Genomic DNA, 16,155 nt, shown 5'->3' with positions numbered 1-16,155 from the left:
CGGTGGCGAAGGCGAGGCTGTCGACCGGGGCCGGCGGCTCGTTCGGGAGCCTTCCCGCCGCGTTCCACCGGGCGGTGTCCAGGAGGACGGTCGTGCCGGCCCGGCCGCCGACGGCCAGGAGGCCGCCGCTCGGGGAGAACTCGACGGACCCGAGGGCCCCGATCCGAAGGTCCTTCCGGAGGATCGGCTCACCGCTCGACGCCCCGGCGACCAGCAGCTGACCATCCCCGGCGGCGGCCGCCAGCCGGGTGCCGTCGGCCGACAGGGCGACGGCCGTCACGCCGGGCATGCTCAGCCGGTATCTCTCCCGGGCTTCGGCCAGGTCCCAGACGACGACCTGCCCGCTCTTGTCCGCCGAGGCGAGCAGGGAGTCCCGCCACAGGGCAAGGCCGTGATCGACCACGGATGCGCGGAGCCGACGGCGATTTCCGTCGGCGAGGTCGACGACGACCAGCTCACCGTCGCCGGAGCCGACGACCAGGCGGCTTCCGTCGTCGGTCAGGGCCAGGGAACTGATCGCCTTCGGCTCGCGCAGGTAGCCGACCAGCCGGACGTCCTTCGTCTGTTCGAAAAGTATTCGTTCGGCCTCGATATCCGGGGCGAACCGATACCCCTCGGCCGCGAGCAGCAGCGCGGTGTCGGGCTCGTCGGCGTCCTTCGCCGCCTGGATCAACGCGTCGTACGCGGGCACGCCAGGAAGACGGAGATCACCCGAAAGGAGCAGCAGGACGATCGCCGACGCCAGGAGGATCTTCGCCGCCTTCATGATCCTCCCTTTGCACGGAGAGCCACCCGGCGCCGCAACTCCTCACCTCACACGGAGGTCGGCTCGCCGCCCCGGTCCTTCACCAGCGACCAGCAGTCGCCCCACGGGGTGCCCAGCTCCACGCCGTCCACGACGCCCCGTGGTCGTCGAGCCAGCCGAGGGTGTCCCGGGCCACCAGGCCCGACCTCACCCGCGACGAGCGGCACCTTTCGACACGATAGGCGCCAGCGCACGGTCGTAACAGGACTCATCGGAGCAGTACTCATTGAACGAGTAGGCACGAAACGACGCCGCCGGCTGCGGGCCCGCCTCATGCTCCGAGCTGCTGGTCAGGGCTGGACGTTCTCCAGGTCCTCCAGCAGACTCGGGTGCTTCGGCTCCCAGCCGAGCGCCTGCCGGGTGTGAGTGCTGGACGAGGGCTGGTCGGCCGCGAAGATGACGCCGAGGGGGCCGTAGGTCTCCACCGGCACGGACTCGACGGGTAGGCCCAGTCGCCGGCCGATGACCGCGGCGATATCACGCACCTGGTCGCCCTCATCGCCCACGGCGTGCCAGACGGTGCCGGCTCGCGCCCGCTCCAGGGCGAGCCGGAAGAGGACTGCGGCGTCGAGAGCATGCACGGCCGGCCAGCGCTGCGTGCCGTCGCCCGGGTAGCCGGACACTCCGCTCTGACGCGCGATCCCGGTCAACACACCGGCGAACCCACCTGAGCCCTCATTGTGGACGGTCCGTGGCAGGCGGACGGCCGAGCTCCGGACCCCGCGCGAAGCCAGGCTCAGGACTCCCATGACCGCACGACCGCGACCACCAACCGGCCCCTCGGTCGGAGTCTGGTCGGCCTCGGTGGAGGCGCGGCCCGGCACGGCGGGTGTACCCGAGCAGGCGACGAAGGGACGGTCGCTGCCGACCAGTGCCTCGCCGAGGGCGGCGAGGGCGGCGCTTTCCTCGGCGACGGCGTTCGCCAGGGCTTCGGGGCTGCTGAAGTCGTTTGCGAAGGCCAAGTGGATCACGCCGTCGGCCTGCCCGACGCCAGCGCGCAGGACGTCCAGATCGGCCAGCCCTCCCCGGACCGGCTCGGCGCCTGCCGCCGAGGCGGCCTGTGCGGAGGCGTCGGAGCGGGCGAGTGCGAGGACGGTGTGGCCGTTGCCGAGGAGTTCGGCGACGACGGCGGACCCGATCAGACCGGTGCCGCCGGTGATGAAGACGTGCATGAAACCCTCCCGCGATTGATGGGACACTTGTCCCATCACCGTACCAGAGTGATGGGACACTAGTCCCATCACATATGATGGCTCTATGGGGCGATGGGAACCAGGAGCACGCGAACGCCTTGTCGTGGCCGCCGTCGACCTGTTCACCGAGCAGGGGTACGACGCCACGACGGTCGCGCAGATCGCCGAGCGCGCCGGGGTCACCAAGAGCACCTTCTTCCGCCACTTCCCCGACAAGCGCGAGCTGCTGGTCGCCGGGCAGGAGACACTGAGCCTGCTGCTGACCGAAGGCATCGCCGAGGCGCCCGCCGACGCCAGCCCGCTCGAGGCAGTCGCCGCCGGCCTCGTACGCGCCTCGACCGCGATGGGCCCGATGAGCCGGGAGATCGCCCCGCGCCTGAAGGCGGCTGTCGCCGCCAGCGCCGAACTCCAGGAGCGCGACGCCCTCAAGAGCGTCAGCCTCGCGGCTGCCATGACCACTGCCCTGGTCGCCCGCGGCGTGCCCGATCCGACCGCCGCCCTCGCCAGCGAGCTGGGCGTCCTCGCCTTCAAACGGGGGTACGCCGAATGGTCCGACGGCGACCGCGCCCCCACGGACGAGTTCGCCGCCTACCTCCTGAAGGCCCTCGACGAGCTGCGCTCCGCGAGCGCATCACTGGGCTGATCGGGACCAGGAGCGCTGTACTGGCGGGCAGGCATGCCGGGCATCAGACATTGTCGCTGGTCAGAAGGTCTATCAGCTGGCTCGCGTTCTGCTGGGCGTAGTCCAGATAGCAATTGTTCATGAAAACCTGGGTCGTCGCGGCCTGGTCGGCCAGTGCGCGCAGCTTCGGCGCCCATTCCCGCAGCTCCGCCCTCGAATACTCATAGCCGAACTTCTCGTGGATGTCTTTGCTGGTCCACTTGTCGCTGTGGCCGTGGAAGCGCACCACGGCCAGGTCCGCGGTCGCCTCCAGCAGCGGCGGCACCGAGGATCTGTGCCCCTGCGGCATGTCGACGCAGACCAGCGGCAGCTCGTGCCGGCGCAGAAACTCAACCGTCTCCTCGGCGTTGTCGCCGTCGAACCAGGAGGCGTTGCGGAATTCGAAGACCGGCCGCAGCGGCCGGCAGCGCGCCGCCACCTCGCGGAGGTAGTCCTTGTTGTCGCGGCGGATGCCCCACCACGGCGGGAACTGGAACAGCAGCGCACCGAGCTTGCCCGCCTCGACCAGGGGGTCCAGGGCGCTCAGGAAACGGCTCCAGATCTCCTCGTACGCCTGGGGCGGCAGGTCGGCGGGGTAGACGTTCTTCTTCTCCGTCTCCGGCCGCAGGTCCTTGTAGATCGCGGACACCTTCGTGGGGTGGCCGGTCAGCATGCTGAAGGCCTTGATGTTGAACGTGAAGCCCTCCGGGGTGCGCTGCGCCCACAGCTTGGTGGTCTGCTCCGCGGGCGGGCCGTAATAGGTCGCGTCGACCTCGACCACCGGAAACTTCTTCGCGTAGTGCGCCAGCCGCTTCTCGGGATTGTCCGCGGTCGGCGGATACCACCCCGAGGCGAGCAGCGTCTTGTCGGTCCACGACGCGGTGCCGACCTGGATCTGGCCCATGACGCCAAGCTAGCCCGGATAGGGCCGGTCCGCCGCCCGGCTGGGAACGGCGGACCGGATGCGGCGTGGACTCAGCCCGCGCGCCGCTCGCGGTTGGACTTGCAGGCCACGCACGAGGTCGCCGACGGGAAGACGGCGAGCCGCTCCACCGGGATCGGCTTGCCACACCCCTCGCAGTTGCCGTACGTGCCGTCCTCCAGGCGCTGCATGGCGTGCTCCGCCTGCGTCCGCCGGTCGAGCAGAGTGCGGATGAGCGACGACGCCGCGTCGCGTTCCGCGGTCTTGGATCCGCTGTCCGCCTGGTCGTCGCCGGCGGCATCGCCGATCTCGACGAGACGCAGCTTCTGGTTCTCGGCGACCGCCTCTTCGTACTCGGCTGTCAGATCGTCGAACCGGGTCCGCAGCAGCCCTCGGATCTGCTCGACCTCTCCGTTGGAGCGACCCTTGGCGGTGTCGGCACCTTTACCCGTGATGACCGCGCTGTTGACGAGCATGTGCTCCCCCTGCCCTTCCCTCTGCCCCTGCCGGTGGACGTCCCCCGCGCCGGCCCTGGCGTCACACCGTGGAGCCCGCAGATACCCACCGGCGAAGATCCCAAACGGGACCCTCGCAAAAAAGTAACCGCAGCATAACTGTCAGTGCACGTTACCGCCACGGACTGCGGGATCCGGCTTTTGCGGCGCAGCTCAGCGGCGGTGTGACGAAGGATTCACTCATGGCCCGAGGACCACGGCGGGCCGCCGTGGATCATCCAGCCGCACCACCAGGTCGGCGAAGGCGGCCGGGTCGACCTCCTCGCCGTAGCGGGCGAACGCGGGCAGCGTCCAGCGCTGCCCGGCCTCGGTGCGCCGGTCCAGCGCGGCCGCCGAGAGATGCAGATGGACGGTGACGTCGAAGGGCAGCCCGGCGCCGAGCAGCAGGGGGCCGCTGACGATCACCACAGCCTCCGCGGGCAGCTCACGGTACGGTTCCCGGGTCGCGCGGTCGGTGCGGGCGTCCCACAGCCGGGTCACGATGCGCCCGCTGCCGCCCGGGCCCGCCGGGTCGAGGACCTCGCGGCGCAGCCCGGCCTCGTCCAGCCAGCCGAGGTAGAACGAGTCCGGGTTGGTCCGGCCGAACTCCAGGCGCACCGAGGCGGGCCGCAGGAAGTCCGCGGCGGCGACGCGCACGGCCGGGCGGCCCCGCACCCGGAGCGGGTCGACGAGGGCGTCCGCCAGGGCCTCGGGACGCGCGGCGGCGGCGCCGTCGATCGCGACCCGCAGCCGCCCGCCGGCGCCGGTGGCGGCCAGCCGGTCGGCCAACTCCTCGACCAGGACCTCGACCGACACCGGACGCACCCGCACCCGGCCACTCTAGTCACGCGGCCGGACCACGCCCGGATCCCACCAGTCGTGGGGCAGGACCGCGCCCGGATCCCGCCAGGGTCGTGCGGCCGGACCGCGCCCGGATCCCGCTAGTCGTGGGGCAGGACCACGACTCGGGCCTCGTCGGCCAGCCGGTAGCCCACCCCGTAGACGGTGGTGATCAACGGCAGTTGGGTGCCCATCTTGACCCGCAGGCGGCGCACGTGCACGTCGACCGTGCGCTCGCCGGTGTGCTCGTAGCCCCAGACCGCGTTGAGCAACTGGGTGCGGCTGAAGACCCGGCGCGGGTGGTCGGCCAGGAACAGCAGCAGGTCGAACTCGAGCCGGGTCAGCGGCAGCAGCTCACCGTCGACGACCACCTGGCGCGACGCGGTCAGCAGCCGCACCTCCATGATGCCGTCCGGCTCCACCCGCGGCGCCGGCGGAGCCGGGTCGGCGGGACGCTCGGCCTGCGGCGACTCGACGGCCACCGAGCCCTGGCCGGCCTCGACCAGCTCGCGGACGGCCTCGATGAGCCGGTGCGCCTGCGGCGGCAGCGCGTCGCCGGTTAGCGGGATGTTGAGCGTGATGGTCAGCGCGGCGGGAGGCACAGGCGCCGGGGCGACGCGGCGGATCGTGGCCAGCCGGCCCGAACCCTTCGCATGTCGTCCCGTGCGTGCCGACAGGGCGGTGACCGCCATGAATCCTCCTGCGTCGAAAAGAATGGAAACGGTCTTGCCTAAATCGCCGGCGTGGCCGGCAGTGGCCGGCATCGCCCGATGACGGGTGTCGAATTAATGCGCGCTTAAACCGCGGTCGATATTTCCGGCCACGCGGTTGCCGGGTCAAGACGGCAACCACACTGTGGGAAACTCGTTCCAAAACCGTTCGATGCATCGTGTTTTCCCACCTGCGGGAATGCGATTACCTGCGCCGGCGGTTAACGGCGGGCAACCGTTTGTCTTCGGCGACAAATAATGACGGCCGCCGGCCGATCACGGCGCGCCCGGCGGCAGGCGCCAGCCCGGCAGCGAGGGCCAGCGGACCGTCAGCACCACGGTCTCCACCTGCCCGGCCTGCCAGGAGTGGTCCTCGCCGGGACCCCAGACGACATAGTCGCCGGGCTCGCGCAGCAGCACCGTGCGGTCGCGCAGCTCGATGTCGAACGACCCGCGGATCAGCACCAGCAGGGCCGTGCGGACCTCGTCGGTGGCCCAAGCGGCGCGCCGCTCGCCCGGCGCGTGCACGCCCCACTTCACCTCGACGTCGGCGCTGTGCAACAGCTCACCCTTGGGCATGAAATGGCCGAGCAGCCAGCCCTGGTTGGCCGCGCCGTCCGGCCCGGCCCGGCCCACGTAGACCCCGTCGGTCACCGCTCACCCCCGGATAATGTGCGCCAGACATTAGCACCGTAGGCTGGCCCGCATGGCCGAGGAATGGGATGGGCGAAACCATCGGGTTCCCACACCGGATGGCCGGCCGGCGATGGACGCGCTGCCGGGCGGAGAGTGGCTGTGACGCTCGCTGGTGACATGCGTGCGGCGGCTACCGCCCTGCTCTCGACCGCCGAGGGGGCGCGGGCCGGCGCCGCCTTCGATGACGACGCGGCGCGCCGCTGGATCGAGTACAGGCCGCGCCCCCGGCCCGGGCTGAGCCTCACCGAGCTGGGGATCACCGCCCGCAAGGCCGCGCACCGGCTGCTCGCCACCGCGCTGAGCCCGCCCGCATACGCGCAGGCCATGACCGTGCTGGCGCTGGAGGAGATCCTCGACCGCCGGGAGGGCTGGGCCCGCGGCCGGCACAGCGAGGACTACCGGGTGATCGTCTTCGGCGCGCCCGGCGACGACGAGTGGGGCTGGCGCTTCGAGGGCCACCACCTGTCGGTCAGCATGACCCTGGCCGGGGACCGGGTCTCCCCCGCGCCGGTCTTCCTGGGCGCGAACCCGGCCCGGGTGGACACCGCCGGGCGCACGGTGCTGCGGCCGCTGGCGATCGAGGAAGACCTCGGCACCGAGCTGCTGCGGTCCCTGCCCGCGGCGGCCCGCAGCCGCGCGGTCGTGGCCGATCAGGCCCCGTACGATATCCGCTCGGCGACCGGGCCGGTCAGCACCCGCCTGGCCCCCGCCGGGATCGCCCGCGCCGACCTGCGACCGGGCGAACGGGCCCTGCTCGATCAGCTCGTCGCGCTGCATCTGGGCCGGCTGCCGGACGAGCTGGCCGCGGCCCTCGACCCGGCCGGCGGCGACGTGCACTTCGCCTGGGAGGGGCCGCCCGGCCCGGGCACCCGGCACTACTACCGGATCCAGGCCGACGACCTGCTCATCGAGTTTGACAACACCACCGACGACGGCAACCACGCGCACAGCGTGCTGCGCCGCCCGCGCGGCGATTTCGGCGGCGACATCCTCGCCGCCCACCACGCGGGCACACCGCACTCCTGACGGGACCGGGCTGAGCCGCCATCCCTGACGGCCGACTCGGCCACCGCACCCGACCGGACCGGATCGGACTCAGCCGCCCGAGGTAAGGCGGCAACCCGACCGGGCCGGACCCAGCCGCCCAAGATGAGGCGGCAACCCGACCGGGCCGGCCGCCCAAGATGAGGCGACCGACCGCGCCGGACTCAGCCGCGCTCAGCCGCCCGAGGTGAGGCGGCGGCCGACTGCCGCGATGAGGCGGTCCAGCTCCGAGCCGAACGGGTTGTCGTGCACCAGGTATGTCCAGGTGGCGCTCGGGCGTACGATCTCCGCGTTGTCCGGGTTGTAGCCGTCGGTGAGGTCGAGCTCCTCGAACGTCGCGATCGTGCGCGCCTCGATCTCCGTGAAGACCTTTTGGAATGCCGGCACGGCCGAGCGGTGGAACTCGTCGAGCGGGTCGAGCTTGCCCAGCGCCCGCAGGTGCACGCCCTCGCGGACCTCGGAGAGCTCGGCCAGGTGCTCGGCCCAGAGCCGGTCCAGGTGGTACAGCGCGATCGAGCGGGCCGCGTCGGAGAGCACGTCCTCGTCGGTCTCCTTGGCCTTCTCCGGCGTGCGTTCGAGCAGCATGATCGCGGCGACCTCGGAGGTGAGCAGCCGCTCCCGGCGCTCGGCCAGGGCCAGCCGCTGCTCCTCGATCACCACGCTGTATCGCCAGGTGTTGCGGTGGATCTCGTGGTTGACGCCCTCGGCCACCCGCTGGGCGTGCTCGACGGCGTATTCCACCTGCTCGTCGTGCACGACGCCGTCCATGTCCATCCGCGGCGACGACGGCAGGATGTCGCCGGCGTGCCGGGTGATCAGGTTGTCCTCCAGGCTGACGAAGAAGACCGAGCCGCCCGGGTCGCCCTGCCGGCCGGCGCGGCCGCGCAGCTGGTCGTCGACGCGGCGGCTGTCGTGCCGGCCGCTGCCGATGACGTAGAGGCCGCCCAGCTCGGCGACCTTCTCCGCGTCCTTGCCGTCGCTGCCGCCGAGGCGGATGTCGACGCCGCGGCCGGCCATCTGGGTGGAGACGGTGACCGCGGCCAGGGCGCCGGCCTCGGCGATGATCGCCGCTTCCTCGTCGTCGTTCTTCGCGTTCAGCACGTTGCTCGGCACGCCGGCGGCGGCGAGCTGCTTGGCCAGCAGCTCGGACGCCTTCACGTCGAGGGTGCCGATGAGCACCGGCCGGCCTTTGTCGTGGGCGATCTTGATCTCTTCGACCAGGGCCTCGTCGCGCATGTCGTGCGCGGAGTAGATCCGGTCGGGCTCGTCCTCGCGGATGTTGGGCGTGTTCGACGGGATGACCGCGACCTCGAGCTTGAAATACTCGCGGAGCTGCTCGCCGACGTGCACCGCGGTGGCGGTCATGCCGCAGACCGTCGCATACAGCGCGATGTAGGCCTGCACGGTGATGGTGTCGAGGACCTCGCCCTCGGCGGTGGCGCGCAGGCCCTCCTTGGCCTCCACGGCCGCTTGCAGGCCGTCGGGCCAGCGGCGGCGCTGGGCCACCCGGCCGCGCATCTCGTCGATCAGCTCGACGCTGCCGTCGCGCACGATGTAGTCGACGTCGCGGCGCAGCAGGGCGCGGGCGTGCAGCGCCACGTTGACCGCGGAGAGCTGCGCGACCTGGTCGTCCGCGTACAGGTCGATGCCCATCTTCTTCTCGAGGGCCTCCAGGCCGGCGTTGCTGAACGCGACGCTGCGGCCGTCCTCGGCGACCTCGTAGTCCTTGCCCGCGCGCAGGTCGCGGACCAGCTCGGCGGCGTCGTGCACCGGGTCGCTCTCGGTGGCGATGCTGCCGGCCAGCACCATCGGCACCCGGGCCTCGTCGATCAGGATCGAGTCGGCCTCGTCGACGACGGCGGTGGCCAGCTTGCGCTGCACCCGGTCGTCGATGTCGGTGACGAGCTGGTCGCGCAGGTAGTCGAAGCCGGCCTCGCTGACCGAGACGTAGGTGACGTCGGCGGCGTAGGCCTCGCGGCGCTCCTCGCGGGTGGAGGCCTCGGTGACCCAGCCGACGGTGAGGCCGAGCAGCTTGTAGACCGGCTCCATCCAGGTGGCGTCGCGGCGGGCCAGATAGTCGTTGACGGTGAGCACGTGCACCGGGCCGTTGCCCAGGCGCACGTGGCCGTACGCGGCGACGGTCGCGGTCAGCGTCTTGCCCTCACCGGTGGCCATCTCGGCGACCTTGCCGGAGAGCAGCGCCATCGAGCCGACGAGCTGCACGTCGTACGGCCGCTGCTCGAGGGCGCGCCAGGCGGCCTCCCGGCCGACCGCACAGATCTCCGTGTAGTCCGACGCCGCGCCGGCGGCCTCGGTCAGCGCCGCGTCGTCGAGCTCACGCAGCGCCTCCTCGCGGGCCTCGATGGCCGGCAGCCGGCGCTCCAGCGGCGCCAGATCGACCGTGGTGCCCGGACGCTGCAGGAACTTGCGGAACCGGTTCTTCAACCGCTGCGACACACCCATGGGCGGTTACGGTACTTCACTTGGCTTGAGACATGGTGCCGACTCCCGCCTGTTTCGCCCACAGCTCAGCAGAGCGGACAGCCGACCGCTCAGGAGACCAGCAATTGATGCGCCGCGAGCTCCCGGTAGAGCGGGCTGGTCTCCAGCAGCTCTTCGTGCGGGCCGACGGCGACGACCCGGCCCTCCTCCAGCACGATGATCTGGTCGCTGTCGACCACCGTGCTCAGCCGGTGGGCGACGATGATCAGCGTCCGCTGGACGGCGGCCGCCGCGATCGCGTCGCGCAGGGCCGCCTCGTTGCGGGCGTCGAGATTGCTCGTCGGCTCGTCCAGCAGCAGGATCGGCGCGTCGGCCAGCAGCGTGCGGGCGATCGCCAGGCGCTGCCGCTCGCCGCCGGAGAGCAGCACCCCGCCCTCGCCGACCTGCACGTCCAGGCCCTGCGGGGTGCGGGTCGCCAGCGCACCGAGATTGACCTGCGCCAGGGCGGCGAGCAGGCGCTGCTCGCCGGCGCCGGGCGCGGTCAGCAGCAGGTTGTCGCGCAGCGTGCCGGCCAGCACCGGGGCCTCCTGCTCGACGTAGCCGAGCCGGCGGCGCAGGGCGTCGCGGGGCATCTGCCGGACGTCGGTGCCGCCGACCCGGATGGTGCCCGAGGTGGTCTCGTAGAAGCGCTCGATCAGCGCGAGCACGGTGGACTTGCCCGCGCCGGACGGCCCGACCAGCGCGATCCGGCTGCCGGCCGGGACGGTGAAGGAGACCTCGTGCAGCACCGGCGCCCCGCCGGGATAGCCGAAGCTGACGTTCTCCAGCACGACCGCCGGCTCCCCGTCGCCGGCGGGAGCGGCCCGCACCGGGTCGTCCCCCGTGGTCTCGGCGGGCAGGTCGAGGATCTCCTCGATGCGCTGCAGCGCGCCGAGCCCGGTCTGCAGCTGGGTGTAGGCGTTCAGCGCCTGCCCGAGCGGCATCACCAGGAAGAACAGGAACAGCACGAACGCCACCAGGTCACCGACGCTGATCGCGCCGGAGGCCACCCGCGCGCCGCCGACGCCGAGCACCAGCAGGAAGGCGCCCTGGGTCGCCGCGGTCGACGCCGGCCCGATGAGCGCGCGCAGCCGGGCCACCCGCATGCCCGCGTCGTAGGCCTGCACGGCGCTGCGGTTGACCGTCTCGGCCTCGCGGTCCTCGGCGCCGCTGGCCCGGATGGTGCGGGCCGCCGAGATGGCTCGCTCGACCGCCGAGGTCATCTCGCCGAGCCGGGCCTGCGCCAGCTCGGACAGGCCCCGCACCCGGCGGGAGACGCTGATCGCGACGGTCAGGCCCACTGCGAGCCCGCACAGCGCGACGCCGAGCAGCAGCGGGTCGAGCACGGCCATGGCGATCGTCGCGCCGACCACCATCACCGCGCCCGTCACGACCTCGAACAGCCCGGACGTGACCACCGCGCGCAGCAGCGTGGTGTCGGCGCCGACCCGGGACAGCAGGTCGCCGGTGCGGCGGGCGTCGTATTCGGCGATCGGCAGCCGGAGCAGGTGCCGGGCCAGCCGGCGCCGGGTGGTGAGCACCAGCCCCTCGGCGGTGCGCTGCAGCAGGAAGTCGCGGAACCCGTCGAGGGCCGCGCCGGTCAGCAGCAGGGCGACCAGCAGGGCCACCGCGCCGCCGACCGGCCGGCTCGCGCCGATGCCGTCCAGGACCGCGCGGACCAGCACCGGCTGCACGAGCGCGGTGACCGCGGTGATCAGGGAGAGCACGCCCACCACGGCCAGCGTGCCGCGGTGCTCGCGCAGATATGGCAGTAGCGCGGGCAGTCCCACCCTCCGCGCGGCCATGCGCCGAGAGTATCCGTGATCGACCCCGGCCGGATTGTGTCCCTCAGCACCCTCTCAGCAGGCCAGCACCGCCTGCAGCTCGTGCCGGCGGCGGGCGGCCAGGTCGTCGAGGAGCTTCGGCGCCTCGTCGAACGGCACCACGGCCGAGACGAGGTGCTCGCGGATCGCCTCGCCGTCGGCGCGCAGCAGGTCGATCGTGGCGGCGGAGAGCCGTTCGCGGTCCCAGTCCGGCGCGAGGCCCCGCGGCACCCGGCCGATCTGGGCGCAGCGCAGCCCCAGCCCGTTGTGGTGGAACTCCTCGCCGAGCCGCACCTCCTGGGCGCCGCCCTGATAGAAGGCCAGGTCGACGACCGTGCCCTGCGGTCGCAGCAGCCGCAGCGCGAGCTGCAGCGCCGAGGCCTGGCCGCGGCACTGGAAGACCACGTCGGCGCCGCGGTCGTCGGCGGTGTGCCGCCAGGCGGTCTTGAGGGTCACCGCGGGGTCCCCGTCGCCGGGGTCCAGGGTCTCCAGGCCGAGCGCGGCGGCCACCGCGCGGCGCTGCGGCGTCGGGTCGAGCACGACCACGGAGGCGGCGCCGTGCGCGCGAGCGAACAGGGCGGTGAGCAGGCCGACCACGCCGGCGCCGGTCACCGCGACGCGCCGGCCCGCCACGCCGTCGCCGAGCCCGCGAACGGCCGGGCCGTGCAGCTCCGCGGCGGCGTGCAGCAGGCCGTTGGCGCAGATCGGGCCCATGTGCGCGACGTAGACGCCGAGCAACGGGTCGAGGCCGGCGGGCAGCGGCACCACCCGGTCGCGCAGCGGGTCGCCGGTGTAGCCGGTGCGGTGCCCGTAGGTCATCGCCACGACCGTGCCCTCGGCGACCGCCGGGGTGCGGCTCCGCTCCACCCGGGCGACCTCCATGTAGCCGAGCCGGGTGACCGGGAAGGGCCGCGGGACGGGGCCGCCGAACAGGCCGAGCACCGGGTCGAAGCCGTGGTGCAGGGCCGGGTTGGTGCCCTTGACGTAGCTGAGCTCGGTGCCGGCCGAGACGCCGCTGAACAGTGTCGCGACCCGGAACTCGCCGGCGGCCGGCGGGGCCGCCTCCTGCTCGGCGATCTCCAGCCGGCCGGGAGCGGCCACGATGACGGTGCGGTCAGGCATGCGGGACCACCGCGGCGCGGGGGGCGACCGCCCGGCCGGTCGCCGCGGCCTCGGCGACGGCCAGGGCGACGGCATGGGTACGCAGCGCCTCGGCGTACGGCACCCGGATGTCGTCGCCGTCGCCCCGGACCGCGTCGATGAAGGCCCGGTCGACGGCGACCCGCGCACTCTCCGGATCGCCGTCCACCGTGCGCTGCCCGTCGGCGTCGCGGACGGTCAGCCCGGTCTCGGTCAGCGCCAGGGCCAGCCCGTCGGCGTAGATCTCCAGGCCCGCGCGTTCCTTCCAGCCCAGCACGCAGGTCGCGGCGAGGGTGCCCACCGCGCCGCTCGCGAAGCGCAGGGTGGCGGCGGTCGCACCGTCCACATCGGCGCCCTCGACGGGTGGCGGGGTGCCGTTGCCGGCGGCCGTCACCTCGGTGATCTCGCCGGCCAGGTGCCGCGCCAGGTCCAGCACGTGTGCCGCCTGCTCGACGACGGGGCCGCCGGAGCGGTCCCGGAGCGGCCACCAGGCCACCGGCGGCACCTTGTCCAGCCATGCCCCGCTCACCAGCCGGATCGGACGGTCGCGCAGCAGCGCCCGGGCCTGCTCGACGATGCCCAGGTACCGCCAGTGGTGACCGACCGCCGTCCGGACCTCGCTCTTCGCGGCAAGAATCGCGATTTCAGAGGCGGTGTCCCAGTTGATAGATATGGGCTTTTCCACGAATAACGGCAGGCCTGCCGCCAGTACCGCCCGCTCGGCCTCGCCGTGGGCGAACGGCGGCACACATACGTAGGCCGCGTCCAGGCCCTCGCCCAGCAGAGCGTCGACGTCGGGATGAACCTTCGCCCCGTACTCGTCGGCGAGACCTCGTGCCGCGGCCGGGACCACGTCCGTCACGCCCACCACCTGTACGCCCGGCAGCCCGGTCAGCACCCTGGCGTGCCGTCGCGCGACACCGCCGGCGCCGATCATGCCCACTCTTGTCCCGGCCATTGTGCCCTCCCCGATCATCGGAACCCCGTCCTGCGGTCCTCGACTTCTCCGGCCCGGCCCGCCCGAAACGTCGGCCCCGCCGCGGCCCCCGACATCCAGCTGTTACCTGGCGTCCAGATTGACAGCCGTCGAGCGGGGAATCCCCCCGCCGTCGATGTCGAGCGTGAACTGGGGGATGTGTCAATGCGGCATTCGCACATGGACGTTGCACCGACTGCGTCGCCGATCGTCGAGGCGTGGGCGGCCTACCGCAGCGGAAACGCCACACAGTGGACGGCTCGCCAGCTGGTCCGGGCCAAGAAGGGCACCCGGGTCAGCGTCGTGATCCCGGCGCGCGACGAGGAGGCCACGGTCGGCGCGATCGTCACCACCATCCGCGAGCACCTGGCCGGGGAGGTGCCGCTGGTGGACGAGATCGTCGTCGTGGACTCGCGGTCGACCGACGCCACCGGCATCGTCGCGCGGGCGGCGGGCGCGCGGGTCGTGCACCAGGACGACGTGACCCGCGGCCTGCCCCGGATGGAGGGCAAGGGCGACGCCCTCTGGGCCGGGCTGGCCGCCAGCACCGGCGACGTGGTCGCCTTCGTCGACGGCGACCTGCGCGAGTTCTCGCCGCACTTCGTCACCGGCCTGCTCGGGCCGCTGCTCACCGACCCGTCGGTCGAGTTCGTCAAGGGCTTCTACCACCGCCCGCTGGTCGGCACGGCCGGCGTCGAGACCGACGGCGGCGGCCGGGTCACCGAACTCGCCGCCCGCCCGCTGCTCAACCTGTTCTGGCCGGACCTGGCGGGGGTGGTCCAGCCGCTGGCCGGCGAGTACGCGGGCCGCCGCCGCACCCTCGAGCGGATTCCCTTCGTCTCCGGCTACGGCGTCGAGATCGCGATGCTGATCGACCTGCTCGACCTGGTGGGCCTGGACGCGCTCGCCCAGGTCGACCTCGGCGAGCGGCTGCACCGCCACCAGGGCACCGAGGCGCTGGGCCGGATGTCGGCGCAGATCATGGTGACGGCGTGGTCCCGGCTGCACCGGCGCGGCCTGGCCTCCTCGGCGCTGCCGCCGTCCACGCTGCTCACCCAGTTCCGCCGCGGCGGCGCCGACGCCGTGGCGCACCTGGACCGGGAGATCGTGCTCAGCGACGTGGCCGTGGCCGAACGGCCCCCACTGAACACGGTGGCGCTCGCGTCGGTGCCGGCGGCATGAAGGTCCTGATGAACGCGGGGCCGTGGCTCCCCGTGCCGCCGCTGGGCTACGGCGGGATCGAGAACGTCATCGCCACCCTGGTGCCCGAGCTGCGCCGGCTCGGCGTCGAGGTGGTCCTGGCCACCGTCGCCGAGAGCACGCTGGCGGTGGACGAGCGGGTGTCCGTCTTCGACACCGGGCGCTTCGAGCTGCTGCAGCGGCCGTACAACCAGGTGTGCGGGGTCGTGCCCGCGCACCTGCAGGCGGTGCGGCGCCGGCTGGACGCCGGCGACATCGATCTCGTGCACGACCACGTCGAGGCGGCCGGGCTCGCCGCCCTCGCCGCGCTCGGCCGGCACGCCCCGCCCGGGCTGCACACCCTGCACTGGGACCTGGCCAAGCACCCCGAGCTGTACGGCGGCTTCGACGGCGGCGACCGGGTCCGGGTCAACGGCGTCTCGGCGAACCAGCTCACCCACGCCCCCGCCGCGCTGCGGGCGCACGCCGTCGGCCACGTGCACCTCGCGACGCCGCTGGCGGACGGGGCCGACCTGCGCGTACCGGTGGACAAGAGCGGATACGCGGTGGTCTTGGGCCGGATCACCCCCGGCAAGGGCCAGGACCTGGCGGCCGAGCTCGCCCACCGGGCCGGCTTCGACCTGGTGCTGGCCGGGCCCGTGGGGCCGTACCACCGTCCCGGGGATCTCGCCGCCGCCGGGCCGGCGGCGGCGCAGAATCCCGATGTCCGGTTCTGGCGGGAGCGGGTCGCCCCGCACGTCGACGGCGACCGGGTCCGCTGGGCCGGCACGGTGACCGGTCCGGACCGCGACGGCCTCGTCGCGCGCGCCCGGGCCGCGCTTTTCCCGCTGCGCTGGGAGGAGCCGGGCGGCACGGCGGTGGTCGAGTCCCTCGCGCTGGGCACCCCGGTGATCGGCATCGCCCGGGGCTGCCTGCCCGAGCTGATCGAGCACGGCCGGACCGGGCTACTCACCTCCGACGAGAAGGAACTCGGCGAGCTGGTGGCCGCCGCCGGCACGATCGCCGAGGCGGCCTGCCGGGAGGAGGCCGCCCGCCGGTTCACTCCCGCGGTGATGGCCGCGCAGTACCTCGGGCTCTACGAACGGGTACGGGACGGGGCGGCTGTCACGGTTTGAAGGGTTTGCCCCGCCGATTCGGGGGCACTGAGCCCCGACGACGCGACGGACGCAC

At 72.9% G+C, this 16,155-nt stretch carries 16 protein-coding genes; 4 read left to right on the top strand and 12 right to left on the bottom strand.

All coding sequences use genetic code 11. The features are described from left to right. The 3 genes from DMB66_RS35360 to DMB66_RS35355 all read right to left on the bottom strand — a co-directional run. On the bottom strand, positions 1-766 hold a 766-nt coding region (locus DMB66_RS35360; protein ID WP_199752811.1), incomplete at its 3' end, for a WD40 repeat domain-containing protein. Between the two features lie 47 nt (positions 767-813). After that, positions 814-972 carry a hypothetical protein gene (locus tag DMB66_RS61585; RefSeq protein ID WP_158647478.1) on the bottom strand — a complete coding sequence of 53 codons (159 nt, stop codon included), beginning with the start codon at positions 970-972 and terminating at the stop codon, positions 814-816. Positions 973-1,095: 123 nt separating this feature from the next. Continuing rightward, positions 1,096-1,977 (bottom strand): SDR family oxidoreductase, encoded by an 882-nt coding sequence (locus DMB66_RS35355; protein WP_125808474.1) that lies wholly within the window; start codon positions 1,975-1,977, stop codon positions 1,096-1,098. An 85-nt stretch (positions 1,978-2,062) separates the two neighbouring features. On the opposite strand from DMB66_RS35355, the gene DMB66_RS35350 reads away from it, so the two are divergent. Further along, on the top strand, positions 2,063-2,641 hold the full coding sequence (locus DMB66_RS35350) for a TetR/AcrR family transcriptional regulator (RefSeq protein WP_125808473.1): 579 nt from the start codon (positions 2,063-2,065) through the stop codon (positions 2,639-2,641). Positions 2,642-2,684: 43 nt separating this feature from the next. On the opposite strand, the gene DMB66_RS35345 is transcribed toward DMB66_RS35350, so the two are convergent. From DMB66_RS35345 to DMB66_RS35325, 5 genes are all read right to left on the bottom strand, one after another. Then, on the bottom strand, positions 2,685-3,563 hold the full coding sequence (locus DMB66_RS35345) for a DUF72 domain-containing protein (protein WP_125808472.1): 879 nt from the start codon (positions 3,561-3,563) through the stop codon (positions 2,685-2,687). Between the two features lie 71 nt (positions 3,564-3,634). After that, positions 3,635-4,057, bottom strand: a complete 423-nt coding sequence (locus DMB66_RS35340) for a TraR/DksA C4-type zinc finger protein (protein WP_125808471.1) — start codon at positions 4,055-4,057, stop codon at positions 3,635-3,637. Positions 4,058-4,276: 219 nt separating this feature from the next. Next, positions 4,277-4,906: a uridine kinase gene (locus tag DMB66_RS35335; RefSeq protein ID WP_125808470.1), complete on the bottom strand. Its 630-nt coding sequence runs from the start codon at positions 4,904-4,906 to the stop codon at positions 4,277-4,279. A gap of 110 nt (positions 4,907-5,016) precedes the next feature. Further along, complete coding sequence (locus DMB66_RS35330) at positions 5,017-5,496, bottom strand: winged helix-turn-helix domain-containing protein (RefSeq protein WP_233625063.1); 480 nt, start codon at positions 5,494-5,496, stop codon at positions 5,017-5,019. A gap of 405 nt (positions 5,497-5,901) precedes the next feature. After that, positions 5,902-6,279 carry a signal peptidase I gene (locus DMB66_RS35325; protein ID WP_125808468.1) on the bottom strand — a complete coding sequence of 126 codons (378 nt, stop codon included), beginning with the start codon at positions 6,277-6,279 and terminating at the stop codon, positions 5,902-5,904. Positions 6,280-6,438: 159 nt separating this feature from the next. Here DMB66_RS35325 and DMB66_RS35320 point away from each other — a divergent pair, with 159 nt between their 5' ends. Further along, positions 6,439-7,347, top strand: coding sequence for a DUF3500 domain-containing protein (locus DMB66_RS35320; protein WP_125808479.1), 909 nt, complete (start codon positions 6,439-6,441; stop codon positions 7,345-7,347). 192 nt (positions 7,348-7,539) lie between these two features. Here DMB66_RS35320 and secA2 read toward each other — a convergent pair whose 3' ends face one another. The 4 genes from secA2 to DMB66_RS35300 form a co-directional block, all read right to left on the bottom strand. Then, positions 7,540-9,828, bottom strand: coding sequence for an accessory Sec system translocase SecA2 (gene secA2 / locus DMB66_RS35315; RefSeq protein ID WP_125808467.1), 2,289 nt, complete (start codon positions 9,826-9,828; stop codon positions 7,540-7,542). An 89-nt stretch (positions 9,829-9,917) separates the two neighbouring features. Beyond that, positions 9,918-11,651, bottom strand: a complete 1,734-nt coding sequence (locus DMB66_RS35310) for an ABC transporter ATP-binding protein (protein ID WP_125808466.1) — start codon at positions 11,649-11,651, stop codon at positions 9,918-9,920. Between the two features lie 54 nt (positions 11,652-11,705). Then, positions 11,706-12,791 carry a zinc-binding alcohol dehydrogenase gene (locus tag DMB66_RS35305; protein WP_125808465.1) on the bottom strand — a complete coding sequence of 362 codons (1,086 nt, stop codon included), beginning with the start codon at positions 12,789-12,791 and terminating at the stop codon, positions 11,706-11,708. Beyond that, positions 12,784-13,767: a Gfo/Idh/MocA family protein gene (locus DMB66_RS35300; protein ID WP_125808464.1), complete on the bottom strand. Its 984-nt coding sequence runs from the start codon at positions 13,765-13,767 to the stop codon at positions 12,784-12,786. The genes DMB66_RS35305 and DMB66_RS35300 overlap by 8 nt, the downstream gene beginning before the upstream one ends. A 198-nt stretch (positions 13,768-13,965) precedes the next feature. Here DMB66_RS35300 and DMB66_RS35295 point away from each other — a divergent pair, with 198 nt between their 5' ends. Next, positions 13,966-14,967, top strand: coding sequence for a glucosyl-3-phosphoglycerate synthase (locus DMB66_RS35295; RefSeq protein ID WP_233625062.1), 1,002 nt, complete (start codon positions 13,966-13,968; stop codon positions 14,965-14,967). Next, positions 14,964-16,100, top strand: coding sequence for a glycosyltransferase (locus DMB66_RS35290; RefSeq protein ID WP_125808462.1), 1,137 nt, complete (start codon positions 14,964-14,966; stop codon positions 16,098-16,100). The genes DMB66_RS35295 and DMB66_RS35290 overlap by 4 nt, the downstream gene beginning before the upstream one ends. Positions 16,101-16,155 lie beyond the last annotated feature (55 nt).

The sequence above is a fragment of the Actinoplanes sp. ATCC 53533 genome (assembly GCF_003947245.1).
Note: the sequence above shows the minus strand (reverse complement) of the source record. Positions and strands in the feature narration are given on the sequence as shown.